The organism is Hydrogenophaga sp. A37 (genome assembly GCF_002001205.1).
GTDB lineage: Bacteria > Pseudomonadota > Gammaproteobacteria > Burkholderiales > Burkholderiaceae_C > Hydrogenophaga.
The window spans coordinates 1-24,573 of record NZ_MUNZ01000098.1; the positions used below are offsets into that span (position 1 = coordinate 1).

28 protein-coding genes are annotated in these 24,573 nt (G+C 67.6%); 4 read left to right on the forward strand and 24 right to left on the reverse strand.

Annotation, left to right across the window (positions count from 1 at the left end):
- The 4 genes from B0E41_RS10835 to B0E41_RS10850 form a co-directional block, all read left to right on the forward strand.
- The coding region (locus B0E41_RS10835; RefSeq protein WP_171984734.1) for a DsbA family protein at positions 1-391 on the forward strand (391 nt) is incomplete at its 5' end.
- Between the two features lie 132 nt (positions 392-523).
- Complete coding sequence (locus B0E41_RS10840) at positions 524-961, forward strand: universal stress protein (RefSeq protein ID WP_077331149.1); 438 nt, start codon at positions 524-526, stop codon at positions 959-961.
- A 147-nt stretch (positions 962-1,108) separates the two neighbouring features.
- Positions 1,109-3,022, forward strand: coding sequence for a DUF1800 family protein (locus B0E41_RS10845; RefSeq protein ID WP_253194776.1), 1,914 nt, complete (start codon positions 1,109-1,111; stop codon positions 3,020-3,022).
- Between the two features lie 7 nt (positions 3,023-3,029).
- Entirely contained in the window at positions 3,030-4,292 is a 1,263-nt protein-coding gene (locus B0E41_RS10850; protein WP_077331151.1) for a DUF1501 domain-containing protein, read from the forward strand.
- A 219-nt stretch (positions 4,293-4,511) separates the two neighbouring features.
- Here the strand turns inward: B0E41_RS10850 and B0E41_RS10855 are convergent, their stop codons facing one another.
- The 24 genes from B0E41_RS10855 to B0E41_RS10970 form a co-directional block, all read right to left on the reverse strand.
- A complete protein-coding gene (locus B0E41_RS10855; RefSeq protein ID WP_253194778.1) occupies positions 4,512-5,264 on the reverse strand; it encodes a DNA adenine methylase in 753 nt (250 codons plus the stop codon).
- A 10-nt stretch (positions 5,265-5,274) separates the two neighbouring features.
- On the reverse strand, positions 5,275-5,478 hold the full coding sequence (locus tag B0E41_RS10860) for a Com family DNA-binding transcriptional regulator (RefSeq protein ID WP_077331155.1): 204 nt from the start codon (positions 5,476-5,478) through the stop codon (positions 5,275-5,277).
- A 159-nt stretch (positions 5,479-5,637) separates the two neighbouring features.
- Entirely contained in the window at positions 5,638-5,868 is a 231-nt protein-coding gene (locus tag B0E41_RS10865) for a hypothetical protein (protein WP_253194780.1), read from the reverse strand.
- Entirely contained in the window at positions 5,865-7,727 is a 1,863-nt protein-coding gene (locus B0E41_RS10870) for a hypothetical protein (protein ID WP_077331157.1), read from the reverse strand. The genes B0E41_RS10865 and B0E41_RS10870 overlap by 4 nt, the downstream gene beginning before the upstream one ends.
- A gap of 2 nt (positions 7,728-7,729) precedes the next feature.
- A complete protein-coding gene (locus tag B0E41_RS27340; protein WP_077331159.1) occupies positions 7,730-8,140 on the reverse strand; it encodes a hypothetical protein in 411 nt (136 codons plus the stop codon).
- Positions 8,137-8,448, reverse strand: a complete 312-nt coding sequence (locus B0E41_RS10880; protein ID WP_077331160.1) for a hypothetical protein — start codon at positions 8,446-8,448, stop codon at positions 8,137-8,139. Before B0E41_RS10880 ends, B0E41_RS27340 begins: the two co-directional genes overlap by 4 nt.
- Complete coding sequence (locus B0E41_RS10885) at positions 8,448-9,617, reverse strand: hypothetical protein (protein WP_077331162.1); 1,170 nt, start codon at positions 9,615-9,617, stop codon at positions 8,448-8,450. Before B0E41_RS10885 ends, B0E41_RS10880 begins: the two co-directional genes overlap by 1 nt.
- Before the next feature lie 11 nt (positions 9,618-9,628).
- A complete protein-coding gene (locus B0E41_RS10890; RefSeq protein ID WP_077331164.1) occupies positions 9,629-11,161 on the reverse strand; it encodes a hypothetical protein in 1,533 nt (510 codons plus the stop codon).
- A 4-nt stretch (positions 11,162-11,165) separates the two neighbouring features.
- The gene (locus tag B0E41_RS10895; protein WP_077331165.1) at positions 11,166-13,106 is read right to left on the reverse strand and encodes a hypothetical protein; all 1,941 of its coding nucleotides are present in this window, start codon (positions 13,104-13,106) and stop codon (positions 11,166-11,168) included.
- A 4-nt stretch (positions 13,107-13,110) separates the two neighbouring features.
- The gene (locus B0E41_RS10900) at positions 13,111-13,848 is read right to left on the reverse strand and encodes a hypothetical protein (protein ID WP_077331167.1); all 738 of its coding nucleotides are present in this window, start codon (positions 13,846-13,848) and stop codon (positions 13,111-13,113) included.
- Complete coding sequence (locus tag B0E41_RS10905; protein ID WP_077331169.1) at positions 13,845-14,285, reverse strand: hypothetical protein; 441 nt, start codon at positions 14,283-14,285, stop codon at positions 13,845-13,847. The genes B0E41_RS10900 and B0E41_RS10905 overlap by 4 nt, the downstream gene beginning before the upstream one ends.
- Before the next feature lie 34 nt (positions 14,286-14,319).
- On the reverse strand, positions 14,320-14,811 hold the full coding sequence (locus tag B0E41_RS10910; RefSeq protein WP_077331171.1) for a hypothetical protein: 492 nt from the start codon (positions 14,809-14,811) through the stop codon (positions 14,320-14,322).
- A 152-nt stretch (positions 14,812-14,963) separates the two neighbouring features.
- Positions 14,964-17,639 carry a phage tail tape measure protein gene (locus B0E41_RS10915; RefSeq protein WP_077331173.1) on the reverse strand — a complete coding sequence of 892 codons (2,676 nt, stop codon included), beginning with the start codon at positions 17,637-17,639 and terminating at the stop codon, positions 14,964-14,966.
- 75 nt (positions 17,640-17,714) lie between these two features.
- The gene (locus tag B0E41_RS10920) at positions 17,715-18,527 is read right to left on the reverse strand and encodes a hypothetical protein (RefSeq protein ID WP_077331175.1); all 813 of its coding nucleotides are present in this window, start codon (positions 18,525-18,527) and stop codon (positions 17,715-17,717) included.
- A gap of 44 nt (positions 18,528-18,571) precedes the next feature.
- Complete coding sequence (locus B0E41_RS10925) at positions 18,572-19,063, reverse strand: hypothetical protein (RefSeq protein ID WP_077331177.1); 492 nt, start codon at positions 19,061-19,063, stop codon at positions 18,572-18,574.
- A gap of 1 nt (position 19,064) precedes the next feature.
- A complete protein-coding gene (locus tag B0E41_RS10930) occupies positions 19,065-19,568 on the reverse strand; it encodes a phage protein Gp36 family protein (RefSeq protein WP_077331179.1) in 504 nt (167 codons plus the stop codon).
- 23 nt (positions 19,569-19,591) lie between these two features.
- On the reverse strand, positions 19,592-19,918 hold the full coding sequence (locus B0E41_RS10935; RefSeq protein ID WP_077331181.1) for a capsid cement protein: 327 nt from the start codon (positions 19,916-19,918) through the stop codon (positions 19,592-19,594).
- Between the two features lie 100 nt (positions 19,919-20,018).
- Positions 20,019-20,339, reverse strand: coding sequence for a hypothetical protein (locus tag B0E41_RS10940; RefSeq protein ID WP_077331182.1), 321 nt, complete (start codon positions 20,337-20,339; stop codon positions 20,019-20,021).
- A gap of 15 nt (positions 20,340-20,354) precedes the next feature.
- Positions 20,355-21,308, reverse strand: coding sequence for a hypothetical protein (locus tag B0E41_RS10945; protein ID WP_077331184.1), 954 nt, complete (start codon positions 21,306-21,308; stop codon positions 20,355-20,357).
- A 40-nt stretch (positions 21,309-21,348) separates the two neighbouring features.
- Complete coding sequence (locus B0E41_RS10950; protein WP_253194782.1) at positions 21,349-22,518, reverse strand: peptidase; 1,170 nt, start codon at positions 22,516-22,518, stop codon at positions 21,349-21,351.
- 170 nt (positions 22,519-22,688) lie between these two features.
- Positions 22,689-23,156: a phage virion morphogenesis protein gene (locus B0E41_RS10955; RefSeq protein ID WP_077331188.1), complete on the reverse strand. Its 468-nt coding sequence runs from the start codon at positions 23,154-23,156 to the stop codon at positions 22,689-22,691.
- Positions 23,153-23,986 (reverse strand): phage minor head protein, encoded by an 834-nt coding sequence (locus B0E41_RS10960; protein WP_077331190.1) that lies wholly within the window; start codon positions 23,984-23,986, stop codon positions 23,153-23,155. Before B0E41_RS10960 ends, B0E41_RS10955 begins: the two co-directional genes overlap by 4 nt.
- Complete coding sequence (locus tag B0E41_RS10965) at positions 23,983-24,222, reverse strand: hypothetical protein (protein ID WP_143433782.1); 240 nt, start codon at positions 24,220-24,222, stop codon at positions 23,983-23,985. The genes B0E41_RS10960 and B0E41_RS10965 overlap by 4 nt, the downstream gene beginning before the upstream one ends.
- A 2-nt stretch (positions 24,223-24,224) precedes the next feature.
- Positions 24,225-24,573: DUF935 family protein (locus B0E41_RS10970; RefSeq protein WP_143433783.1), on the reverse strand; the 349-nt coding region annotated here is incomplete at its 5' end.

Consider the following 24,573-nt stretch of genomic DNA (forward strand, 5'->3'; position numbering starts at 1 on the left):
GCTGTCCACCGCCACCGACGACGCGCCCGGTGACACCAACCGTTACGTCACCGGGCTGCTGTTTCAGCACGTGTGGCGCGGCGGACTGGACGCCACCGACCCAGCGCGCCTGGCCACGCTGCAGGCCGAGTTGCAGGACCACATGGCCGAGCGGCAAAAACCCTGGCACGCGCCTGACAGCGACACGGTGAAGCAGCGGCTGCGCGACAACACCGAGGCCGCGCTGGCCGCGGGGCTGTTCGGGGTGCCGTCGATGGTGGTGAACGGGCGCGTGTTCTGGGGGCAGGACGCACTGCCCATGCTGCGAGCCTGCCTGGATGGCGATCCCTGGTTCCAGTCGGGAGCCTGGGAAGCGGCTGGTGATCTGCCAGCTGGCGTGCGACGGAGCTGAAACCCGCCATTTTCTTGATCAGCCGCATGGCGCTGCGCCGGGTGCGTGGCTAGACTGGTCGCAGGTCAGACACCGCGCCCTGTTGCGCAGTGGCCTGTACCGCCATGCCACTCACCCACAAGGAGATCCGCCATGTTCAAGAAAATCCTCGTTCCCACCGACGGCTCCGCGCTCGCTCAGAGCGCTGCCTCCATCGCGGCGCAGCTGGCCAAGAGCCAGGGCGCTGAAGTGATCGGCGTCTATGTCATCGACCCCTTCCCCTACATCGGCATGGGCGAAGCTTCGGCGGTCGGGCTTCAGTCCTATCTGGCCGAGTCCCGCAGCGTGGCGGGGCAGGCGCTGGAGGCGCTCGGCAAGGTCTGCGCTGCGGAAGGCGTGCCCTTTGCCGGCGACACCATCGAACGCAATGTGGTCTATGAAGGCGTGATCGAAACCGCCCAGGCCGAAGGTTGCGACCTGATCGTGATGGCCTCGCACGGCCGGCAGGGCATGAAGGCGCTGATCCTGGGCAGCGTCGCACAGAAGGTGCTGACACACGCCAAGGTGCCAGTGATGATCGTCAAGGGCTGACGGTGCAGCGGCTTCGCCACACTGGCGGCCAGAATGCAACCTTTCGTGTCATATGTTTCCAGAGAGTGTGTTTCGAGCCGTAACAGCCCACGGATGTGTAACTTTTTCACGGTGCAGCGCGCGTGATGCTCCGTAGAGTCGCGCCCCATGCGCACGACACTTCGCCCCGATCCGTCCGCTCGCCCGAGCACATTGTTCCGGTGGGTGGCCTGCAGCAGCCTGCTGTTCGCGCTGGCCGCATGCGGTGGCGGAGAAGCAGACAGCAGCGCCAGCGCTGACACCGCGTCCAAGGCGTCGGTGGGTGCCAGCGACGACGACGGAGCAGCGCAGTCAACCGCTTCTGATGGCCCGTCCTCGGCCGCCTCCTGGACGGGGGTCATGGGTTCCATCGACGACGCCTTGTTGAATATCGAAACCCTGGGCGGGTCCAAGGCGCAGACCACCCAGGTGGACGCCGTCCGGCTGGCCAACCAGGCCACGTTCGGACCCACCGAGGCCCTGGTCAGTCGCATCAGTGAAGTGGGCGCCACGCACTGGATCGCCGACCAGATGAGCCTGCGGCAGTCCTTCAAACGTTCGCTCACCGGCACCCAGGGGGTGAAGATGCCGCTGTCGCGCTACACCAGTGGCGGCACCAACGCAGTTCACAAGCACACCAGCCGCACCGTGGACTTCTGCCAGGGCCGGGAACCCAACTGCTGGCGCGACTGGTCGTCGTCCACGCCGCTGGTCTGGGATTTCTACCGCAACGCGGTCAACGGCCCCGACCAGCTGCGCCAGCGCGTCGGCCTGGCCCTGCAGCAACTGGTGGTGGTGTCCAACTTCGAGGTGTCGGGCACCTACGGCCTGCGCAACTACAACAACATGCTGCTGGACCATGCGTTCGGCAACTACCGCGATCTGTTGCGCAAGGTGATCCTGTCGCCGGTGATGGGCGACTACCTGGACCACGTCAACAACGACAAGCTGGCCCCCAACGAGAACTTCGCGCGCGAGCTGCTGCAGCTGTTTTCACTGGGCACCTGCGAACTCAACAGCAACGGCACGCTCAAGAGCGGTGCCTGCATACCCACCTACAACAACGAGCAGGTGCGCGCCTACGCCTTCGCGCTCACCGGATGGACCTACCCCGCCGGCGGCGCGACGCCCTGGGGCTGCTGGCCACAGGGGTCGAACTGCCAGTTCTACGACGGCGACATGGTCACGGTGGCGGCCTTTCACGACACGCAGGCGCGCGCGCTGCTCTCCGGCGTGTCACTGGCGTCCGGGCACAACGCCGCCACGGCACTCGACGCGGTGCTCAACAGCCTGATGAACCACCCCAACATCGGGCCCTTCGTCAGCCGCCACCTGATCCAGCAGCTGGTGACCAGCAACCCGAGCTCCGCCTACGTGCAGCGGGTGGTCAACGCTTTCAACACCGGGCGTTTCGAGCGTTTCGGCAGGGGGATCAAGGGCGATCTGGCCGCCACCGTGGCCGCGATCCTCCTCGACAGCGAGGCCCGGTCGGCGACACCCGGCACCAGCGCCGGGCGCCTGCGCGAACCCATCCAGCTTTTCACCGGCACCGTGCGCGCCTTGAACGGCCGCACCGACGGTGACGCGCTGGGCTGGTCGTGGGGCGAGGAGTTGCGGCAACACGCCTTCCGCTCGCCATCGGTCTTCAACTACTACCCGCCGGACTATCCGGTGGCCGGCACGGTGCCGGCGCTGGTGGGGCCCGCTTTCGGCATCCACAACGCCAACACCGCGCTCAACCGCCTCAACTTCCTGAACTCACTGATCATGTGGGACGGCCCCAATCCCTCGACCAATGTGCCCAACGCGGTGGGCACCAAGGTGAACCTGAGCGCCTTCACGGCCGACGCGACCAACCCCGAGCGGCTGGTGGAGCGCCTGTCGCTGCTGGCGCTGGGCGAGCGACTGCCCGCAGCGTCCCACACGGCGGTGGTCAACGCGGTGTCGGCCTTTTCGTCCACGACGGCGACCGACAAGACCAACCGCGTCAAGCAGGCCGCCTTTTTGGTGTTCGCCTCCCCGCAGTACCAACTGACCCGCTGAGTTCTACATGACACACCCCCATTCCATGGAAGCGCTGTTGATGAACCGCCGCCGCTGGCTGCAGCTGGGCGGGGCCTCGCTCACCGGGGCCTTTGGCGCGGGCAGCCTCTCGGCCCTGCTGCAGAACCCGGTCAATGCGCAGTCCGACGGCTACCGGGCACTGGTGTGCGTGTTCCTTTACGGCGGCAACGACGGCATGAACATGGTGGTGCCGACCGACACCACGCGCCATGGCCAGTACGCCACCGTCCGGCAGACCCTTGCGCTGCCGCGCACCAGCCTGATCCCGATCACCGGCACCGACTTCGGCCTGCACCCGTCAATGTCGGCGCTCACCTCGGTCTGCAGCGCCCAAAAGATCGTGCCGGTGATGAACGTGGGCTCGCTGTTCGGCCCCTTGACCAAGGCGCAGTTCCGCAGCCTGCCCGACACCAACCCCCTCATTCCCGACAACCTGTTTTCCCACTCCGACCAGCAAGTCCAGTGGGAATCGTCGAGCGCGACCTCGCTGGTGCGCACGGGCTGGGGTGGGCGGACGGTGGACGCCATGGGCACGGTGAACCCGGTGATCTCTTTGGGGGGCAATGGCCACTTCGGGCTGTCGTCCCTGGGCACCCCGCTGGTGTTGCCCGGCCCGGGCGGCAACTTCGGGGTCGACAACCTCACGAGCACGGGGACCACCACCGTGGCGCGAAAAACAGCACTGGACGTGATGTACGACTCGGCCAACCTCGGCAGCACCAACGTGCTGCTGGGCAGCTACGCACAACAGCAGCGCACGGCGGTCGAGATGTCGAACCGGCTGGGCGCCATCGTGAAGGTCAGGCCCGTTCCGGGGGCGCCCACCGCCATCGACACCGCGTTTGCGCCGCTCACCGACGCCAGCGGCAACATCGCCAACCCGCTGGGTCGCCAGCTGTACCAGGTGGCCAAACTCATCCAGGGCCGCGCGACGGTGCAGGGCGACAAACAGATTTTCTTTGCGCAACAAGGCGGCTTCGACACCCACAACGAACAGATCGCTGCCACCAGCCTGGTCGGCGAGCACGCCCGGCTGATGCAGTCTCTGGCGGACGCCATGGCGTGCTTCTACAACGCCATGACCGCCATCAACATGGGCAACAACGTGACCCTGTTCACCCAGAGCGACTTCGGCCGGACCTTCGCGCCCAACAGCAGCTCCGGCACCGACCACGCCTGGGGCAACCACCACCTGGTGATGGGCGGGGCGGTCAACGGGGGCACGGTCTACGGCACCTACCCCACCTGAAGCGCGGCGCGATAAATGAGCCGCTTTGGCTTGGATAAATCGCGCTCACTTGAGTTACTTGGGTTGTAAAGGAATTATGGATGTAGGAACGGCGGCGGTTCTGGCCGCATTGTTCATACCGTCCCTCGCTTCCATGAACCTCCAGATCGCGCCAGGACGAACGATCTGCACATGGTGAAGGTGCTGGTGCCAGACACAGGCTTCAGCGCGCTCCAGGGCCTAGAAATTGGTGACCAGGAGTTCGCCCCGCTCAGAACGAGCTGACCCGCTTGAGCCGACGGTGTAGCGGATCTTCAGCTCCCTTGCCTTCAGGCCATTGAACGCGCTGCGCATCGATGGGATGTCGTTGACGCTCACGACCGCCTTGCCCTTCATCGAACGCATCAGGTCGGCCATCAGCTGGTATTGCTCCAACCCGAAGTCGCTGCCATAGCCTGCGGTGCCGAAGTAAGGTGGGTCCATGTAGAAGAGCGTGTGCGGTCGGTCGTAGCGCCTCACGCAATCGGCCCAGTCCAGGTTCTCGACAGTGACCTGGTGCAGCCTGAGGTGCACCGCGCTAAGGTCTTCCTCAATGCGCAGCAGGTTCAGGCGGCCCTTGCTGGTGGTCGCGGTGCCGAACGTCTGGCCGTCCACCTTGCCGCCGAAGCCGAGCTTTTGCAGGTAGTAGAAGCGCGCGGCGCGCTGTATGTCGGTCAGCGTCTCGGGCGGCGTGCTGGCGGTCCAGCGGTACATCTCACGGCTGGTGAGCGCCCATTTGAACTGCCGGATGAACTCCTCGAGGTGGTGCTGAACGACCCGGTAAAGGCGCACCAGCTCACCGTGCACGTCGTTGAGCACCTCCACCTGGGCGGGCGGCTTCTCGAAGAAGATCGCTGCCGCCCCGGCGAACACCTCCACATAGCACCCATGGTCAGGAAACAAGGGAATGATCTGGCCGGCCAGGCGGCGCTTGCCGCCTATCCACGGCAGCATGGGTTGGGCTCTAGGCCCCAGGAGGTTTTTTGGTTGGGTTGGTTTTGCGTTGGCCATAGGTCTGAAGGGATACAGGCGCTCGATGGCACGCGGGTTGGGGGCTCTCGGCCCTCAGGTGGTTCATGTCCCCACATCGGGGGCATTTGATCTTGAGGGCCGTGTACAGGCCTTCACCGAGTTTCTTGTGGCAACCGCCACATCTGATTTCATTCATTGCAAGCCGATTACGTTGGGTGTAAATCTGCTAGGCTCGCCCCGCTGTCGCGACAGTGGCGGGTCTTGCCTGGCTTGCAGCTCGCTCTGCAGGTTGGGGGCTTGGCCTGGTGTTAGCGCACCTGGCCAGGTCGCCCGTCTTTTTTCTCTGGGCGCTGTCCTATTCCTCTATCGTCAGCGCCGTCAGATCGGGCGCCGGGCCGGTGATCAGACCGGCCTTGAAAAACACCGCATCGCCGACCGTGGCGGTGCCCCTCACACGTTGAACGCCGCCGCCGGGCATGAGCACCGTCACAGTGCCGTCGCCGTGAACGGCCGTCACGTCGCCCACCAGCTCCGGCTCTTGCGGGAACAGCGCACGCAGCGCCAGAAACACGTTGTCTTGAATCACGGTGTCGCCTCCAGGTGTTGCTCCACCCGCAGCTGCTGGCGCACCTTGCCGCCGAATGGGGCCGAGACGCTGACCGAGCGAACCCGGCCGCGCCACGGCACCGCGTGATTCACCTGCAGGAGCTTGCCCGGGTCGATCACGCCGGGCTGGCTGACCCCGGTCAGCACCGGCAGCTCCAGCGTCACAAACTGCTTGAGGCCGGCTGCGCCGACGACCGACCGGCCGCGCATGCGGGCCACCTCGGGCGCAACGATCAGCGGGTCGGTGATGAGGCTGGCCAGCTTGTCGCCCGCCGTGCCCTGGCGCTTGTACAGCGCTCGCGGTGGGTGTGTGGTGCCGCTGACATACACGCCGTTGATGTCGGCGCCGAATACCCGGCTCGTGCCCATCACCAGGACCGCGTCGGGTGCCAGCTCGATGTCGGGCACCACGCTTGGGTCAGCCCAGTTCCAAGGCACGCCCGGCATTCCACCGGTCAAGTCTGGGTATGGGTGGCGGGCCTGCAGGGTGGCCGCGTTGCGGTGGCTCTGCAGGTGACCGCCCGCGCTGGCGACGAGGGCTTGGACGGCAGCAAGCGGTGTGCCGATGTGGCTCCATGCGCCCGCCGGTACCAGCCAGTCTGGCAGGCCCCAATCGAGCGCGAAGCCGGTGAACTCCAACGCGGCCAGGGCCAGCTGCTGAGCCGTGGCGGCGGCGGTGTTGTGGCGGGCGGTTTCCAGAGCGTAGAAGCCGGACAGCAGCGCCGTGGCACTGCGGCCAGAGATCGACGTGCCGTTGCCGCCGAAGGCTTCGGACTTCTCGGGCTCGTCGAGCACGAACTCAAATTGCAGGCCGTCCAGCGTGATCAACACACGGGTGGGCGTTGTGCCGGTGGCGGCCAGCTGGTCAAACACGCTGGGCGGCGCTTCGGCGCTGAACGACCAGCCAAAGGAGCCCTCGGCCGCCGACAGGTTGACACCGAAGATCGGCACCGGCTCCATGGACGGCAGCTTGTGGCAGGTGAGTGAATGGACGGCCATGTAGTACCTCGCGGGCAAGATGAAGAGCGGTGCGCCGGGGGCGGGTGGCAGAGCGCACACGTGCCCGAACACCAGGTCGAGCGGGGCGCCCTGCTCATACGGCGGGCAGGCGAACACGAGATTGAGATCGGGCACATGCGGCTCGAATCCCGGGCCGGTGGGCACCGGTGGCCACACCTCTTTGCCGGGCGGCACCTTTCGCGCTTGCTCCAGTGGTTGATCAAGGCCTCGCCCGGCGGCGCGTGCGCGCTGGTGCAGTTGCAGGGCCAGCGCTTGCAGGCGGTCGGCGATCTGCAGGGCTTGCACGCCACCGGTGTGCGTGAGCCGGGCAATCTGGTGCGGCTGGCTGGCCAGGGCCTGCAGGTGGTCGGCGATCTGGTGCACCTGGGCGGCGTGGGTGCGTACGCGCAGCGTGATCTGGTGCACCTGCGCGCGAGCCGTTTCGATAGGGGTGCCCTGCTCATGCACCTGGGCGCGTTCGCCGCGCACCTGGCCGGTCTGGCCGATGGGCTGCTCGGGCCTGATCTCGCGGGCCTGGGCCTGCTGCATGGGCAGGTCGTGGCCGCCGGGGTGGTGGGCAGCCTGCTGGCTCGGCATGTCCAGCGCCTGCAGGGCCGCCCGGGCGGTCTGGTGCACCTGAGTGCTGCGGGTGCTGACGCGGCGGGGGTTGCGGTTTTCGTAGGCGACCAGACCGCTGCCCGTCAGGGAGAAGCCGAACACGGTGGTGCCGTGCGCGGTGAGTGGGTCGGGTGCTGGCGGCGCGTCTTCGTAGCCGAACACCAGGCTGATCGGCCCACCGGTGTAGCGCGCCCGGCTGAAGACCAGGTTGAGGTCGGCCACGCTCAGGGCTCCGTGATCGTGTGCGTGACGGTGACCACGCCGCCGGTGTACATCATCGCGCTCGGTGGATCCAGCCCGTCGGTGACGATGATCTCGGCGCCGCTACCTGGTGGGCCAGCGGGGCAGTCGTACACAGCCACGCCATCACCATCCACATAGCGGCCCCAGGTGGGCTGTCCCGCGCGGGCTGCATTGCCCACGGCGGGCACCAGGTCCATCTGCGCATCGGTGGCGTGCATCTCGAACGAAACCGACGCCAGCGTGACGATGCACACCGGCGCGTTGGCCGGCGCGGTTTCCGGGTTGGGCGCCATGTCGCCATCGAGTAGCCACAGCGCACCCCCGCCAGCGCCGTCGATGTCGGCGCGCATGGCGAGCAGCCTGTTGCGGCGGGTGCGCAGAGCGAGGCTCATGGGGCGGGTGGCGGGGGCACCACGATGTCGGTCGTGACTTCGCCGTTGTATTCGCCGGTGTGGTCGAAAGTGATCACGTAATAGGTGGCGGCAGCAACACCAAAAAACTGGTGAGCCCCGTCGGTTCGACCAGACCACTGCTCTGCCACGAGTCGGCCAGTGCGCTGGTTGTGCAGGTGCAGCTTGCGCCGCACCGGCGCGTTACTCGGACTGCCCACGTTGGTGGTTGTGCCAGCGGGCAGGCTGTAAGGCCCGCCGTCAAGCACATTGAAAAGCGTCCGCGCAACTGGGCGGTAGATTGCGGCCATCAGTCGTACCACCCGCTGGTCAGTTCAATGAGGATCTGGCCGTTGCCCCCCTGAGAGCCGAAATTTATCGGCAGGAACACACGATCCCCCGCGCTCGTCACCACCGTTTGAGGGACAAGGTGTGTGAACGGCGCGTTGAACATGGGCAACCGGACACCCGGAACCTCACCACGCACGATGCCTGGTGCTGCTCCGTCGTTGACGTGCAGCGGACTGGGTGAGATCACCACAGTGCTGCCAGCGGTCTGGAAACCAGCGCCGCCGACAATGCCCCCAGCGCGTGGACCTACCAGGGCTTGCGGTTGCGCAGTCCCAGAGCCCGACTGAGCACGAGCGGCAGACACTTGGTAGCTGGTCGAGAGCAGACCGTAGACGTCGACAATGCCGATCCGCCCCGTGGTCGACGTCCCAGACCCTGCGCTCGAAGCGCCGGCCACCAGCGCACCGTATGCATCCCCCGCGTAGTAAGGGACGATGTCGCCAAAGCCCTGCCCGGCCAGCAGGCTGACCGTTGATCCGTACTGGGTGAACACCCAAATGAACCTGTCGTTGCCGACCACGCACCACTGCTTGGCCGTTGCGCTGTTTGGGCCCTTGTGCCAATACAGACCGCCCGACACTTGCGCGGCGGTGGGAGCGAGGCCGGAATAGGTGTCCACGTCCGTCGCCGACTCCGCCATCACGATCCGCGCATCTGTCACCGTGCTGCCATTGGCGTGGCTGTCGTTGACACGCAGCAGCATGGCCGTGGCCTCCGGCGCGCTGCGCGCAAAGATTGCCACGTTGGTGCCGGTGTGCGGCTCGGTCCACCCCAGTGGGGCGCGCTTGGCGCTCATGGTGCCGGTGTAGGTGCCGTCGGCCACGCCGGGGGCGGCGAACGTGAAGGTGTTCGTGGCCACGCTCAGGGGCTGTTTGCGGCCGTTCAACAAGGCTTCACCACTGCCCTCGATCAGCAGCAACTTGCCGTAGGTGGCGCTGTAACCGTGTGAGGCTGCTGTCGCAGTGGCCACGCCGCTGGCCACTGCGATGCTGGTCACCGTCTTGGAGTTGAACCCGTTCTTGGCGCAAGCGCGAATCACCTCCAGCAAGCTGGCCGTCACGTTGTTGAGCGTGGGCGCGCCGGTCTCGCTGCTGTCGAAGTAGTTGGGCTGAGAGGTTGGGAGTGTCATGGTTGTGAGGCTCAGGCCGGGTTGTCGACGTCAGACCGGAAGGCCACGATGGCGCGGTCGTTGGCCACGGTGGCAGGGCCTTGCAGAATGGCCAGTGCCTCCCAGAACGCGGTCCCGCAGGCTGCGGTGTTGAAACGCAGCACGTTGCCAACGGACCAGCCGCCGCCGTGCGCCAGTGTCGGGATGGACCAATACGGCACATCGGTGTTCGGGTTCATGGGCTCAATCGCCGCCGTGGTGGTGACGTTGGTCAGCACCTGGCCGACGTGCTCTCCGATCACATTCACCGTCGTCGCGCCGGTGCGGATGAGCGCCCACCGCTCCTCAATTGATCCTCGGTTGGTGACCACGGGCGGGTAGTCAACATGGTTGAACTGCGCGGCGGGGGCGCTGCCGATCAGGCTGTCGGACCACTCACCCGTCCAGGTGGTCTGCTCGAAGAAGTTGTGTGCACGCGCGAACAGGTCGCCCTTGCGCAGCTTGCTGCTGACGAACGACGTGTCGGCCGGGAAGTCGTGGGTGAGGCCGGTGACGGTGGAGAAATCAAGCCGGCCGCTGATGTCGGCGACGGCGATCTCAAGCTCGTCTTCGATGCGGTGAAACACGGTGAGCGGCTGGTCGATGCCGGTCAGGTCGGACTCGACGGGCACCACGAACGTGCCCGCGTCGAAGTCCACCTCGTACAGCGCGCCCGGCACCTTGACGCCTGCGGGTGTGCGCGCGTCCACCGCGGCAATGCGCTCGCGGCCCAGGTCGTACACGGTGCCTTTGACCAGCGGGTTGGGCAGCGCAGTGGGCAGTGTGTTGTGCACCAGGGCGTGCTCACCCGAGTGGTACACAGGCACCTCACCATCAATGGGGATGCGCTTGGTGCTGATGCCGAGCAGGGCTTCATTTTTCGGGACGTACTGCTGGAACACCGCGCTGTAGGTGAGTTCGTCGGCGCGAACCGCTTCGCCGTCTTCGGCGCCCGCGCCCAGGCCCGCAACAGACCACACCACGATGCCGCGCAGCGCGTCCACCACGCCGGTGAAGTCGCCAGTGAGCACGCCCGCGTTGTCGGCGGATGACGTGAGGTCGGCGGCCTGCTGAAAAAAGTTGCCCTGCTTGATGGGTGCCGATGCCACGCGGTAGACACCACCGAACACATCGAGCGCACCGCGCGCGTCGTGGGCCGCGTTGCGCCAGGTGATGGCGTTGGCGCCGCCGGCCGGCACGGTGGTGAAGTTGATGCGGCCCTCGGTGCTCGCGCTGCCGGCTGCGGTGGCGGCGCCGGTGGTGGGGTTCCAGCCGCGGAACAGGGCGCCATCTCGGGTGAAGTGTTTCTCACCCGCCCAGTCAAACGCGATGCCGTTGGTGACCAGGGTGAGCCCTTCGGGTGGCGTGGTGTCGATGTACCAGGTGGGCTCGACACTCAGGCTCACGGCCGCGCCGCCGCTGGCGGGCTGGTAGCCGATCTCGATGACGCCATCCAGATCGAGCGCATAGTCCACCGAGGTGGACTCGGTCTTGTAGTAGTAGCGGTCTTGCGTTGCGTAGGGCATGTGTTTATCCCATGCTCACCGTGGGCTGCGCGGCGAGCTGCTTGGTCTTGGTGTGGCGCGTCACGGTGATGGCGCTGGCGCCGTTCAGGAGCATCACGCCGGTGGTGTTGTTGATCTGTCCGATGAGCACTGAACCTGCATACACGTCGGTGCCCACGCTGCGGCAGGCGTAGGCCTTGGCCGTGCCGCCCACCGAGCCCACCACCTTGAAGCGCACCGAGCTGGCCAGCGGCGCCGTTGCCAGGGTGTATTGCCCGCCACCGTCGTTCGTGAAGCCGGTCTCTTCGGCGGCGGCCGTGTAGTCAATGTCCACCGGGCCGGTGGGCATCGTGTCGGGCGAGAAGGCGAACTGATAGCCGCCGCCCTCCACGCGCTCCACTGCGCCCACTTGCGCGGGGCCGGTGACGGTGCCGTTGGCGGCCACGGTGGCGGTCTGCACGCTGGTGCCGCCCGCGCCGATGGGCCAGCTGATCGACAGCGTGCCGGGCTGCGGCTGCGTGGCCAGCGCGATGGTGGTCCAGGCGCGCGCGGGCAGGCCGGTGGCGGCGCGGGCGCTGTCGGCCTCGCCCCAGGTGTAGATAAGCAGCCCACCCACGTCGGGCAGCGCGCCCAGGGTGAGCAGGCTTGAGCCGGTGAGGAAAGTGACACTGCCCGTGCCATAGCTGCTGTCGGCGCCCGAGAGCTTGCCCGAGCCGTCGTCCGTCAACTCGTACCACCGGCCCTGTGCCATGTAGCTCACGCTGAGCGTGCCCGGCGCGGGCGGTGGGTCCAGCGGTTGCACCCAGCTGCGGCTCTGGTTGGCCGTGGTGATTTCAATCGCCGCGCTGTGGGCGGTGGCGCCCACCACGGTGGCGGGCTTGAACGCGAGCGTGTTGCTGGCGCTGCCGTAGGCCGGCGCGGTGCCTGCCATGGTGAGCGTGCGCTGGCGGAAGTCCACCAAGCCCACCACGGTGGTGCCCTGCAGCAACTCGCCGGCCAGGTTGGTGGTGAAGGCCGTGGCGCCGTGCTGCATGGTCAGCGTTCCGGGCTCCACTGCGGTGGGCAGCTGCAGCACCGTGCCGGGCGAGAGTGTGAGCGTGACTGCCGGCAGCGTGAACACGCCTGCGGCGGTGCGCGCCAGCGTGGGGCGCGTGACGAGGGGGTACAGATCGGTGATCGGGTCATCGACTGTGGAGGCCGGCACCAGCGGCGAGTAAATGCCACCGGCCACGGTGACCGACTTGTCACCTACCGAGGCCGCCAGCGCGAGAGGCTTCACGGTGTGGAACTTCACGCCCTGGCTTTGCGCCGTGCTGTGCACCACGGCAGCCGTTGCGGCGCTGGGCGTGGCCCGCTGAATCGGCGCGCCGAGCACGTCAAACGGCAAGACACCGCTGAGCGTGCAGGTGCAGAAGTTGATCGGGATGACATCGCCGTCAACCGGCACGCTCAGCGTGGTGGTTACGGTTTTGAGGATCTGCAGGTATTCCTCGGCGCCGCTCGGGTTACGCACCACGACGGTGTCGCCACCCACGGGGAAACCGGCGGCCGGGGCGATGTTGTAGAGCTGCAGCAAGTTGGCCCCAGCAAACTGCGTATCCATGATGCGGCAGATGAGCTTTGGCCCCTTGACCAGGTAGGCCTCAATCGCGGCCTTGGCGTCGTCTCTCTCGTCAAACCAACCGCCGGTCTCGAACACCAGCAAGTTGACCAGCGGGTCGGCGTAGTTTTCCAGCACCACCACGGACGCGCCGAGCAGCAGATCGGTGTTGTCGGTGTGGGCGGCGCCGAAGAGCTTGCGCAGGCGGAAGCGGCCGGACACGTGGTCATCGGTGGACGGGTCGGGGAACACGTTGTTGCTCGCGCCGTCCACCACCTCCACGCCCGTGGCCGCGCCGCCGCCTTCGGGCACGTCGGCCATGACGCTGCTCTCAAGCAGCTTGATGTCGTCTGACAGGATGGCCATGGGGTTACTCGGCCGGGGTATCTGTGGCAGGTGCAGGGGTCTGGGCGTTGGCCACGGCGCTGGCGCCAGCGCTGGCCGCAGCAGCGCCCGCGCTCACGCCTCCGAGCGTTGCGCCGCTGCCGACTTGCACGCCGTCCAGCGCCGCGCCACTACCCAGCGAAAACCCATCGGACTGCGCCCCACGCACGGTGTCCATTCGGTAACGCTCCTGCTCGTTTGCCATCACGGTCTGGGTCTTCTGCCAGCCGAGCCCCAACTTGAACTTCGCCAGGTCAACGCCACGGTCCCACACCTGAAGGAACTTGTTCCACCCGCTGTTCTGGCTGTCAAGCTGGGCCTTGGCCAGCTCCAGCTGTGCCTTGTCGCGGCGCTCCTGTGCTGCTCGGCGCTCGGCGTTGGCCTGCGCCTGCAGGAGAGACTGGCGCGCCGGCTCTGACTCGGCCTGCGGCTGGCCGAGCAGGCCAGCGACGACGCCCTTCGCGAATTCGCTCTTCGACTCATCGGCGAACTTGACCAGCGTCATCATCCGGGTCTGCTCGCGCTTGGTCTTGCCCTCAATCTCCAGCTTGCGCAGCTCGTACTCCATCTCCACCAGCGACTTGCCCGGCGCGGCGGGTGCATAGGCGGGTGCGCCCGTGGCCACAGCCTGGGCGGGCTCGGGCTTGGTGGGGGCGCTGTCGCAGGCGGCCAGTGCGAAGGCGGAAGCGGCGACGAGCGCCAGGCGGATCAGTGAGTGTTTCATTTCGTGGGCTCCTGGAGGGTGGCGTTGAAGGCGGAAATGGCTCGGTCGAGGTCGGTGGGCGCTGACCAGGCGGTGGGCTCGGAAACAGGCTCGGGGGCCACGCCGGCTGGCGCGCGGCTCATGCGCGGGCGTGGCGAGGCTGCAGGCCGTTGGTCTTCCAGCTCGGCAACTCGGTCCTGCAGCCTGGCGACATGGGCGTCCAACACATAGAGGCGGTCCATCACCTCGGCCAGCGCTTCGGCTTCGGTAACAGCGGTCTCGGCCGTGGGCGCTTGCTCAATGCCCGGCTCATTGCTGCAGGTGGCCAGCAGAGCGGGGGCGAACAGCACAACGCCCAGCAGGACGCCGCCGGCAATCGCCTTGCGGTTGGCCTTGGCCCACCAGGTGGTGACGCGCTCGCGCAGCGTGGGCGCATCGGCGGTAGATGTGTCGTTCATGTTCAAGGCTCCAGAAGGTGGCGCGGCTTCGCGCTCAGAGGATCAAAATCCGCACCGTCACGGCAAACGGGTCGGTGGGCTGCGGGTTGAAGTAGTCAACGTCCACGTCGAGCACGATGGCGCCCGCTTCGTTGCGCACCGTGTAACGGCTTGGCCCCTGGAGCAACTCGCTCAGCGGCTCGGCCGTGACGGCGGGTCCGGCGGTGTTGTCCAGCTTGGCGGCATAGACGGTGCCCCGGTGGTTGGCGCTGAGCACGATGCCGGCCTGGTTGCTCCAGGCGCGCAGGGTTTCGAGGTCGCCACGGTCCAGCCAGGCGCGGTCTTGCGCGCCCTGGAGCGTCATGGGGCGGCCGGCCTGCTTGACCCACTCGTCGATGTGCAGCGCGCCGGTGGTGCTGTATTGGGTGGCCATCAGCACGGCCTGCCAAGCGTGCTCGTCGGTCCACAGCAGCGTGCCGGGCAGCTCAAGCGCCAGCGGTGTGCTGCCGGGGCCGGCGCTGGGGTGCGTGAGGGTGATGGTGGGCATGCACGGCATCGTGCCGCGCGCGCGCGATGCCGTCTTTGGAACGCGGGCGGGATATGGGGTCGCCCATGACGGGCTCAGGGGTCCGCCCGCAAGGGGCTCAGGTGCCCGTCCGATGAGGGATCAGGACGGGTTTGCGATCTGGTGCAAGTCGGTCAGCGGCCGGCGGCCAGGCCGGCTTTCTGGAGGGCCTTCACGAGCTTGCGCGCGCCGGATTCGTCGGTCTCCACCGTCTCGGTGCTGCCGCCCACGTTGATGTCCACCGCCACGCGCTGGCCCACCTTCTGCGTGGTCAGTGCCTGGGCCAGCTGGGTGCGGATGTTGCGCCACTCTTCGCGGTCGGCGGCACCCGCTGCGCTGAAGCCGCCGCCGAACCTGTCGAGGTCGCGGTTGACCGTTTCGTTCTGGTCGAGCGCTGCAATGGCGGCCCTGATGTCGTCCGCATCCTCTGGCCCCAAGGTGCCCGCCTTCAGCTCGTCGCGCAGGCGAAAGGCCAGCGTGTTGTCCACCGCGTTCTGGCCGCCAAGCCGCTGCTCGCGCGTGTTGCCCACCACGCTGCCGCCCTCGGGGCCAGCGTATTTGTCGGAGCCGAGCGGGCTCTGGTAATTGGCGTTCGCTGCGGCGAGGTTCTTGGCGGCGGCCGCTGCCTCGGCCGCGCTCTGGGCCATGTTGCGGTAACCGCCGGCCGCGCCGTGGGCGGCGTTGCCCGCGCCGGCCGTGGCGTTGGCTGCGTCGTTCATCGCGCGCACGATGCTCTTGCCGGTGGCGTCCGTGACGATCTCAAGCCCGCGCATGCCGGCCTCGCCCTGCAGCGTGGCGGTGGCCACGCCGCCGTTGGCGGCAATGGCGGCTTCGGCGTAGCGCTGGAACGACTGCTGCAGGCCCTCGGCCGTGGCCTGGCCGCTGGCTTTGATCAGGTCGTAGTCGTTGCGCGCGTTGGTGGCCGCCTGGCTCAACTCGGTCTTGGTCTTGATGCCCATGCGCTCGAAGGCGTTCGACACGTCTTGCGCCGTGGTGGCCGCTGCCTCGCTGGTGCCGCGCAAGGCGTCCTGCATCTGCTGCAGCTTGCCCACAGCAGCCTGCACGTCGCCAGCCTGCAGGGCGGCCTCGTATTCGGTTTTGAGGGCGGCCACCTCGGCGCGGGTCTGGCGCGCGGCTTCGGTCTGCAGGATGGCGGCGGCCTGCGCTTTCTGGCCGAGGGCAGTGGCATCGCCGCCCACTTCTTTCAGGGTCTCGGCCACCGCCTTGAACGTGGCCTCGCTGGTGGCGTTTTGCTTGGCGGCCTCACTGCTGCTCTCGGTGAGCCCGGCCCAGCCGTCGCGGGCGAGCTGTGCGGCGTCGGCCACGTTGCCGAGCGACTCGGTGGCCTTCAGGCCCAGCGCCTCAGACGCGGCCCAGGTGGCGCCGGCCTCGGTCTTGATCTCGTCGGCGGCGGCCTTGTAGCGGGCCGACAGCTCGCCGAAGGTGACCTTGCTGAGCGCCTCGTACATCAACGCGCTGCCCGACTGGATGTTGCTCAGCACGCCCGCGAATGCACTGCCCACCAGGTAGACCAGGCCGAGCACGGTGTTGGCCCCGGCGCTCATCACGCCCCAGACGAGCTTGATGCCGTTGCCGGTGTTGGTGGCGTAGGTCTCCAGCTTGGCGAAGGCTTCGCCCACCTGTGTGGCCGCGCTGGTGACCTGGGCGCCGATGGCGGCCACGTCCACCTCGGCCAGGAACGCCCGGCCCCAGGTCAGCGCAGATTCAAAGCCCTTGGCGATGGCCTCGCCAAACCTGCCCACCGAACCGTTGGCCACGGCCTCGCGCAGGGCGCCTGTGAGCTGCTGGATGCCGTCTTTCAGGATAGGCAGCACCGGGGTGGCCAGCGCCACCTTGACCGTGTCCCAGGCGCTGCCAAAGCCGCTGGCGGCGCCGGTGAGGTTGTCTTCCACGAGGGCGGCAAAGGCAGAGGCGCTCCCGGCGCTCTCGTCCAGCTTGGCTTTGAGCTCGTCCAGCGCGCCAATGCCCTGGTTGAGCAGCGCGCGCAGGGCCGGGCCGGCTTCGGTGCCCACGGCGAGGATGGCTTTTTGCCCGGCGGGGCCACGCTCGGCGAGCTGGCGCAGCGCGACCTCGAAGTCGTTCGTGACGATGCCCATGGCCGCCAGCTCCTGGCGGAACTTGGAGGCCGGGTCGCTGAACTGCGAGAGGATGGCGTTGAGCGCCGTGCCTGCGCGGCTGGCGTCGATGCCGGCGTCGGCAAACTTGCCGATGATCGCGACCGTGGTCTCCAGGCTCAGGCCCAGGCTCACGGCCGTGGGAGCGGCGTAGCTGAGCGCCTGTGCCAGCCCCGTCACGCTGGTGTTGCTGGCGTTGGCGCCGGCAGTGAGCACGTCGGCGATGCGGCCGGACTGATCGGCCTCCAGGTTGAACCCGGCCAGCGTGCGTGTGACGATCTCGGCCGATTCGGCCAGGCCGATCTGCCCGGCCTGCGCGAGTGCCAGGGTGGGCGGCAATGCGGCGATGGATTCCTTGACCGAGAGGCCCGCCCGCGCCAGGTTGCCCAGCGCGTCGGCGCCTTCCTCTGCGCTGAACTTGGTGGTGGCGCCCGCGTCTTCGGCGGCCTTGCGCAGCAGCACCATGTCTTCAGCGGTGGCCCCTGCCACGGCCTTGACCTCGCTGAGCTTGGCCTCCAGCGCGGCGGCGCCCTCCACAGCGCTGGAGAACAGGCGCACGCCGAAGTAGCCGGCAATGGCGATGCCCGCGCCGATGGCCGTGGCCTTGAGCGAGCCGAACACGCTGGACGCCTTGTCCTTGGCGGTGATCAGGATTTCGACGGGTTTGATGGCCATGGTGTGCCTCGCTGGCGGGTCAAGGAAAAACAGCGCCCGCAGGCGCTGTTGTCAGTTCGGGAGCGGCGCGCCGCGTCAGGCGGGGACCGAGCCGCGATAGCGCATGTATTTCGACCGACCGCTGCCGGTCTTGGTGGGGTCGAGCAGCACCTCGCCCTCGATGTCGAGCGTCGAGAAGCTGCTCGCGCTGATGAGGTTGAGGTTCTTCGTCAGGCTCTGCTGCACGCGGAACAGGTGGATGCCGGAGCCCAGGTCACCCATGGCCTCGTTCACGCCCGCGAAATAGAACTCAAGGACCGGGGCGGCGGCGGTCAGCACCTCCAGCAGGTCGTAGCCGCTATGGGCGTAGTCCACCTCGATGCCCAGGCCGGGGAAGTCTTTCGGGTCAAGCGTCGGGTTCGCCGCTTCCCAGGCGGTCAGTGCTGCATCGAGAGCTGTCGATGCGTCGAGCCAAAGCAGGCCGTCGGGGAGCACTTCGAAGTTGCCAGCCGCAGCGATCACCGCGTCTGTGGTGGCGTTGCGAACCACCACAGTGGTGGGGTTGAGGTGCTCCAGCAGCGTCAGACCGCCGGCTTGTGCAACGCGAACTTCAGCAACCACCGTATTGGCAACCACCTCGGTGTGTTGCGCGCGCAGGTTGCGGCCCAAGTTGACGGGGTTCAGGTCTTGCAACTTGGCGGTCATGTTCGCCGAGTTGATGCGCGACACGGTGGCGCGGTTGCCGCCGCCGCTCGACTGATAGTTGACCTGGTTGATCTTGGTTTCATCGAAAGAGAGGATCAACTCTTCCACACCGCCGATGGGCTGCAGGGGCTGGGTGGAGCCGACTTCACGGCCGTAGGTCACGCCGGCCATCAGGGTCGGCCGGAAAATCAAGGTGCTGAGCATGTGGGGCTCCTGTTACAGCGGTTGAAAAGGGGTTGCGCGGGTTGTCATGGCTTGACGATGGCCAGGCTCACCTGAAACATCAGCGGCAGGTACTGCGTGCCGCCCTTGAACACGGGGCCGGGGCCGGGGCGCAGCTGCACCAGGCTGGCGGCGCTGGGCAGGCGAGCACCCATCAGAGCCAGCATCACCCGCATGGCGAGCGGGCCGGCGTCGTTGCGGGCGGCGGCGCCGGTCTTGAGGGTGCGCACGTTGCGGGTCACCACCTCGGCGGCGAAGAGCTGCTGCAGCACGAGGCCCCTGCCGTCACTGCGCTGCTGGCCAGGATCGGTGCCGGGCTTGTGGCCCATGTACACGACGTTGACGGCCGGCACCGGCTGCACCTTGGTGGTGCCCTTACCGTCCTGCTCGGTCTCTCCAAACAGGTCGCTGGGCGTGAGCACGTGCACGGCGGGGCGCACGCTGGCGAGGGCCGTTTTGAGCATGTCCACCAGCTCGTTTTGCAGCACCAGCAGGTCGTCGGGATTGGGCGCGGGCATGTCAGTACCCGTCCCACTCGAAGCGCTTGGCCTGGCTGCGCGCGACCGTCTGGCCCGGTGCCTGGGCCACGGCGGTGTCCGCCTGGCCGAGGCTCACGATGCCCTTGGACACGTCCACCAGGTACTGATCGGCCCAGGCGGTGCCGCGGCGCAGCTCTTCGGGCAGGCTGGCGCCCCAGAGGCGGCGCAGCGCGAGGGCGGCGCACACACCGGGCAGGCTGCTGGCCTCGACCACCTCGGCCGCCAGCGGCATGACGCCCCGGTAACGCGGGAACAGGTAGGTGTCGATGTGGCGGCCGGCTTTGTCGATGGCGTCGTTGAGCCGGATCACGGCCTCGGCCGCGAGGGCCTGGGCCTCTGGTGGCCAGTCGGCCAGGCTCTGCCCCGCCACGGCCGCGCGCAACAGCTCGCCGTCCACGCCGGCTTGGGCAGGGCTGGCGCGCTGCGCCAGCTCTTCCCAGCCGCCGGTGGCGGTGTTGGCAACTTCCGATGCGAGGCAGTACATGGCCGGCTAGGTCAGAGCTGGGGTCAGAGCTTGACGCGGATCAGGTCGCCGGCTGCGGTGGCGGCGTCGAGCGCGCGGGCCAGGGAGGCCCCTGCGGCCAGGGTGATGGCACGGCCCGAGGCGTCGCACTGCACAGCGTCGCCAGCGGTCACGGCGGCACCGGCTTCGACGACGATGATGCCGTGGGTGTCGAGGCCGGCCTGCTCGCCAGCGTCGTAGTTGGCATTGGCCACACCGGGGCAGTAGGCGCCAGCGGCAGGCACGGCGCCGGCTGCGGTGACGAATCGTTGCTTGGTCAGCGCGGCAGCGGCCAGCACAGACATCGTGCAGAGGACGATAGAGGTTTTCATGGGTCAGGCTCCTGAAGGAAACGGAAACGGGTGGGTTTTTCACTGGCTCAACCCCGCCAGGCGCTCATGGCCTGGCGGGGGGCGACTTCGCTTCGGGGGGTTATTCCGTGGGCGCGTCGTCGGCCTGTTCTTCGACCAGCTCAACAAAGCCGCGCAGCCCGAAGGCCTCGCGCTCGGTCAGCTCGACGGTGTCGGCCTTGCGGCCGGTGGCGGGATCAGCGGGGCGCAGCGTGATGCCATTGCGGATGACGCGGCCGGTGACCTTGTAGGTTTCGGCCGCTTCCTCTGCAACCTGGACAAGCTGCGTCGACGTGCTGGCTTCCGGCTTGGCCGCAGGCGGCGCGCGCTTGACTTCGATCACCGGCGCGGCCGGCTTCTTGGAGGGCGCCGCCTTCGCGGCGGCTTTCTTGGCGGTGGCCATGGTGGTGTGCGCCTATCAGCCCGCGTCGGCCACGAGGTAACCGGAGTCAGCGCCCAGCAGGAAGGGCGTGAAGATGTCCGTGTTGCGGATGATCTCCAGCTTTCCGTCTTCGATGCGGGTGTCCACCACAGGCTGGCCCTTCTTGCGCAGCGTGTAGCCGAAGCTGGGCTCGTAGATGCTGCGGGCCGCGCCGGGGTCGGCCACTACACCGGGCACCTCGGGGACGCTCGGCGCGTCGGGCACGAAGGCCAGCACCGCGTTGTTGCCCCAGATGTCGGCGATCACGCCGGCATCGCTGGCGTACACGCCCCGGCCGATGTAGATGCTGGGGATCTCGAAGATCTCGCGAAGGTCGGCGAGCTGCACCAGGCGAGGACGGTTGTCGCTCAAGATGGCCTTGAGCTTGGGGTGCTTCTTGAGGTTGCGCCACATGGCATAGCCGATCACCATGGTGTTCGGGTCTTTCACGATCTTGGCCCGCACGGCGGCCTTGGCGTTGTCGATCACGCCCTCAGGGTCGCCATCGGCGTGGGCAAAGCTGCTGGTGCCGCTGATCGCGATCTTGTTGCTGGCGGCGTAGGTGGCGGCGTTCTGCACCAGGTCGGCCACCATCTTCTCGTGGCGCAGGCGGATGCCCTCGGTCACGCTCATGGTGGCCACTTGCTCCAGCGGGAAGGCGCTCTCGGCGTCTTCGCGGTAGTCAATGGGGTACTCCAGATCGTGCTCGGTCAGGGCGAACGGCACGGTGGCGGTGTCGCCCGGGTTCACGCGGTTGGACTTGGCGCGCAGTGCACGCTCGGTCTGGTAGACCTTGAAGTGGTCCTTGTTGAACACCGGCACGAGGCCGGCTTCTTTGTCCACGCTGGCGAAGGGCATCAGCGCCGTGCCGACGAAGGCGGCGTTGACGTAGCCAACGGCCAGGTTGGTCAGCACCGGGTTGACGATGCGAAGGTTGGAAAGACGGCCCATGGTGGAGGTGCTCCTGGTGGTGGGTGTTGGTGGTGATGGATCAGCCGCGCGCCACGGCGCCAGCGGCGTCGGCGTAGCTCAGCTTGTGTTCGGTGGCGTAGGCGCGGATGCGCTTGTCCAGCGCAATCGTGTCGGCCGGCGTGCCCTCGGCGTACTGCACGCCGTCGGTCTTGTCGGCCTGGCCTTCGGCGGCGCGGTCGCGGCCGGCCTGCTCGCCGAACTCCACGCGCTTGGGCAGCTTGCCGAGGAAGGCTTTGATGGCGGCGCCAATGGTTTGCTCGGCCTCGCCCTCGCCGAACTCGACCACGGTGGCGCTCTCGCCTTCGATCACGGCGGGCTCGGCAAAGTCGAGCAGCGCGGTGACCACGGCTTTGTCGGCCGGGGCGATGCGGGCTTCACCCGCCAGCGTCTCGGCAAACGCGGCGTGTGCGGCGGTGTTGGCCGTCACCGCGCTGTCGCGCAGCTTGGCCTTGGCAGCGGCCAGGTCGGCTTCGAGCTGGGTGTTGCGCTGTTCGAGCGCGGCTTTCTCTTCAGGGGTCACGGCGGTGCTCTCCAGTTGGGTGGCTTCAGAAAAACGGGGTGTTTGGGTTTCGCGCTGGGCGTCGCGCTCGGCCCGGGCTCGGGCGAGGGATTCGGCGGCGCTGTCCAGGCGCCAGGCGGGCAGCACCTTGTCGGCGGCTTCGGCGCCCTCTTTTTCAATGAGGTGATCGCGCAGGGTCTTGAAGAGCGAGACCAGGCCTTCGGTGGCCCAGAGCAGCTGCTCGCTTCCTTCGGCGAAGTCGAGCTCCAGCTCAATGCAATCGGCGTCGTCGGAGAACTCGATGGGCTTGAGACCCTTCACAGCCGGCGGCTGTGCACCGAGGAAGCCGATGTGGCGCAGGTAGTACACGCCGGGCACCGGGTTGTTGGGGTGGTCTGGCGTGTAGAACGACGAGCTGATTTTTTTGAACGCACCGGACTTCACCAGATCGGCAAACTCCGGGTTGACCTGGTGCGGCTCGGCAAACATGTCGGTGCCCACGGCGGCCAGCGACTTGACCCAGCCGTAGGCGGGAGCGTCGGTCTTGGGGTGACCGACCACCAGCGCGGCTTCGGACAGCGCTGGGTCGTAAGCCTCCGCCGAGGCGAGTAGCTGGGCTTCGGTGAAATCGGCGGTCAGGCCGCTGGAGGCGGTGTGACGGCCGGCTTTGAAGTTGTGGATTCGACGCATGGGGGCCATGGTCGGGGGTCGCGCGAAGCTTGTATTGCGAACGCGGGCGGGATTTGAAGCGCTTTTTGCGCGCCAGGGCCTCTAGATCGCGTCATGACGCGGTTAAGAAGCTGCGCCGGTACCAGCGCAGCCGCCTGGGGTCCAAGCGCGTGCGCGGGCCTGTTTTTTTCTCAGTCGAACACGCCGTCGAGCCAGTCTTGCAGCACGTCGTCAATCGCCTGCTCGTCGGCGGCGCCCAGCTCGCCCTTTTCGGGGTCGGCGAAGAGCAGGCCACGGCGGGCCATGTGCTTGGTGCCGAACTCGTGATAGGTCGGGTAGTCCTTGTCGAAGCCCACGCGCAGGGTGGTGTCGAACAGCATGCCCGACACCATCCACTGCGGGCCGGTGCGGTCCCACATGTCGCCGCTGCGGTCGAGCAGCTTGCCGCGCCCGCTCTCGGGGTAGCTGGCAATGGTGCTGGGCGTCCAAGCGGCCCAGCGTTGGCCGTCGGGGTCGGTCAGGGTTTCGCGGCGGTCTCGGATTTTGTTTTCCAGCACCGCGCCCAGGTCACTGAACACCGGGCGCAGGTTGCCCATGCGCTTCTGCAGCTGCTGCAGGCTGTCGGCAAACGCGCTGGTGTCGGTGGTGACGTCGATCACTGGTCGCCTTCCAGCAGGCGGCGCGCGGCGGCGGCCAGGTCGGCGGGCACGGCGCGCAGCTTGTCGGCCTGGGCGCGCTGCAAGGCGGCGGCGCGGTCTTTGCCGGGGTTGCCCATGAAGGCCGGGTGCACACCCTCGGGCACCTGCAGCACCTCGCCCGTGCGTGGGTTTTCCCACTCGCGCAGCTTCTCGCGCGGCGGGGTCTTGTCCATGCGCTGGCCGGTGGGCGTGGTGCCGCGCTCGTATTCGCGGCGGCTGACCTGGCGCACGTAGCAGCGGCAGCGGTATGCGTTTTGCGGCATGTGCGTGTTCCACCACGGGTCATCCACCGGCAGCACCAGGTTGTGCCAGGCGGCGTGGCTGTCGCGCACCTTCTCGTCGGCCAGGGTCACATAGCGCAGGTAGGGGAACAGGCGCTTGGTGTCTTGCGCCCGGTCCCACTGGCCGGCCACGGCCGCCTGGCGCACGTTGGTGTCGAAGATCAGCTTCAGGCGTGTGGGGTTGAAGCGGGTGGTCACGGTCTCGCCGGTCACCGGGTCGTCCACTTCGTTCAGGCCCCACCAGCCCTTGCGCGCCAGGGCGCGGCGGGCGTCGCGCATGAAGTCGGTGCGGGTGAGGTCGCCCTCCACGCTGTCGATGATCATCTGCCGCAGCTCGGCCAGCAGGTCCACCGAGGCCAGGCGCGACACGGTGAACTGCAGCGCGTGCTCTTCGGCCTGCAGGTCGGCCCAGCTCCAGGTCTGGGTGATCTGCTTGCGCTCCTTGAGCCATGCGAGCGCGCCCTCGGGCGTGAGGCGGCGCAGCGCGGCGAAGGCTTGGGCGGGGGTCATTCTTCAGCGCTCGACTCAAGCGTGACCGGGGGGTCTAGACGCCCCGTGACCTTGAAGGGAAACGACTGCTCTTCGTAGCTGTGCGCCGCCAGCGCTTCGAAGATCTCTTGATTCACATCGAACCACCAGTCAAGCCAGGGCCGGCGCGCAGCGACATTCATCCCTTCGCCCTCGCCTGGGTTCAGGTAGACGGGGCAAAGGAAGAACCAGCCCTTGTGTGTGTAGGTGATCTTCACGGTCATTCCTCCGCTGGTGGGATGCCAGCCGCCCCGGCCAGGCGGGCGGTGGCGGTGGCGCGGGTGAGGCTGTCGGCGAGCTGGGCCGGGTCCATCTTGTCGAGCAGCTCGGGCAGGCGGTCGATCAGCTGCTGCGCTGTCCAGCCCTCGGAGGCGGCCTGGTCGAGCAGCTGCTGGGCCGGGTCGATCAGCGGGGCCATGGCCGCCTGCCAGCTGTCGGCCAGCTCGGCGTCCACCAGCTCGTCGATGGCGTCGCGCTTGCTGGCGCTGCCCTCGGCGTATTCGGGCAGCTGGTCGGTAGCGGCTTCGCCTTCTGCGGCTGGCTTGGCTGGCTTGCCCCCACCCCTGCCC

What these genes read in the sequence shown, in the direction of transcription:
- B0E41_RS27340 (WP_077331159.1), bottom strand. Translation starts at nt 8,140, where the DNA reads ATGAGCCTCGCTCTGCGCACCCGCCGCAACAGGCTGCTCGCCATGCGC.
- B0E41_RS10935 (WP_077331181.1), bottom strand. Translation starts at nt 19,918, where the DNA reads ATGAAAACCTCTATCGTCCTCTGCACGATGTCTGTGCTGGCCGCTGCC.
- B0E41_RS10860 (WP_077331155.1), bottom strand. Translation starts at nt 5,478, where the DNA reads ATGAATGAAATCAGATGTGGCGGTTGCCACAAGAAACTCGGTGAAGGC.
- B0E41_RS10900 (WP_077331167.1), bottom strand. Translation starts at nt 13,848, where the DNA reads ATGAAACACTCACTGATCCGCCTGGCGCTCGTCGCCGCTTCCGCCTTC.
- B0E41_RS10925 (WP_077331177.1), bottom strand. Translation starts at nt 19,063, where the DNA reads ATGCCCGCGCCCAATCCCGACGACCTGCTGGTGCTGCAAAACGAGCTG.
- B0E41_RS10930 (WP_077331179.1), bottom strand. Translation starts at nt 19,568, where the DNA reads ATGTACTGCCTCGCATCGGAAGTTGCCAACACCGCCACCGGCGGCTGG.
- B0E41_RS10915 (WP_077331173.1), bottom strand. Translation starts at nt 17,639, where the DNA reads ATGGCCATCAAACCCGTCGAAATCCTGATCACCGCCAAGGACAAGGCG.
- B0E41_RS10845 (WP_253194776.1), top strand. Translation starts at nt 1,109, where the DNA reads ATGCGCACGACACTTCGCCCCGATCCGTCCGCTCGCCCGAGCACATTG.
- B0E41_RS10945 (WP_077331184.1), bottom strand. Translation starts at nt 21,308, where the DNA reads ATGGGCCGTCTTTCCAACCTTCGCATCGTCAACCCGGTGCTGACCAAC.
- B0E41_RS10950 (WP_253194782.1), bottom strand. Translation starts at nt 22,518, where the DNA reads ATGCGTCGAATCCACAACTTCAAAGCCGGCCGTCACACCGCCTCCAGC.
- B0E41_RS10960 (WP_077331190.1), bottom strand. Translation starts at nt 23,986, where the DNA reads ATGACCCCCGCCCAAGCCTTCGCCGCGCTGCGCCGCCTCACGCCCGAG.
- B0E41_RS10840 (WP_077331149.1), top strand. Translation starts at nt 524, where the DNA reads ATGTTCAAGAAAATCCTCGTTCCCACCGACGGCTCCGCGCTCGCTCAG.
- B0E41_RS10880 (WP_077331160.1), bottom strand. Translation starts at nt 8,448, where the DNA reads ATGGCCGCAATCTACCGCCCAGTTGCGCGGACGCTTTTCAATGTGCTT.
- B0E41_RS10910 (WP_077331171.1), bottom strand. Translation starts at nt 14,811, where the DNA reads ATGCCCACCATCACCCTCACGCACCCCAGCGCCGGCCCCGGCAGCACA.
- B0E41_RS10885 (WP_077331162.1), bottom strand. Translation starts at nt 9,617, where the DNA reads ATGACACTCCCAACCTCTCAGCCCAACTACTTCGACAGCAGCGAGACC.
- B0E41_RS10895 (WP_077331165.1), bottom strand. Translation starts at nt 13,106, where the DNA reads ATGGCCATCCTGTCAGACGACATCAAGCTGCTTGAGAGCAGCGTCATG.
- B0E41_RS10890 (WP_077331164.1), bottom strand. Translation starts at nt 11,161, where the DNA reads ATGCCCTACGCAACGCAAGACCGCTACTACTACAAGACCGAGTCCACC.
- B0E41_RS10855 (WP_253194778.1), bottom strand. Translation starts at nt 5,264, where the DNA reads ATGCTGCCGTGGATAGGCGGCAAGCGCCGCCTGGCCGGCCAGATCATT.
- B0E41_RS10850 (WP_077331151.1), top strand. Translation starts at nt 3,030, where the DNA reads ATGACACACCCCCATTCCATGGAAGCGCTGTTGATGAACCGCCGCCGC.
- B0E41_RS10905 (WP_077331169.1), bottom strand. Translation starts at nt 14,285, where the DNA reads ATGAACGACACATCTACCGCCGATGCGCCCACGCTGCGCGAGCGCGTC.
- B0E41_RS10940 (WP_077331182.1), bottom strand. Translation starts at nt 20,339, where the DNA reads ATGGCCACCGCCAAGAAAGCCGCCGCGAAGGCGGCGCCCTCCAAGAAG.
- B0E41_RS10920 (WP_077331175.1), bottom strand. Translation starts at nt 18,527, where the DNA reads ATGCTCAGCACCTTGATTTTCCGGCCGACCCTGATGGCCGGCGTGACC.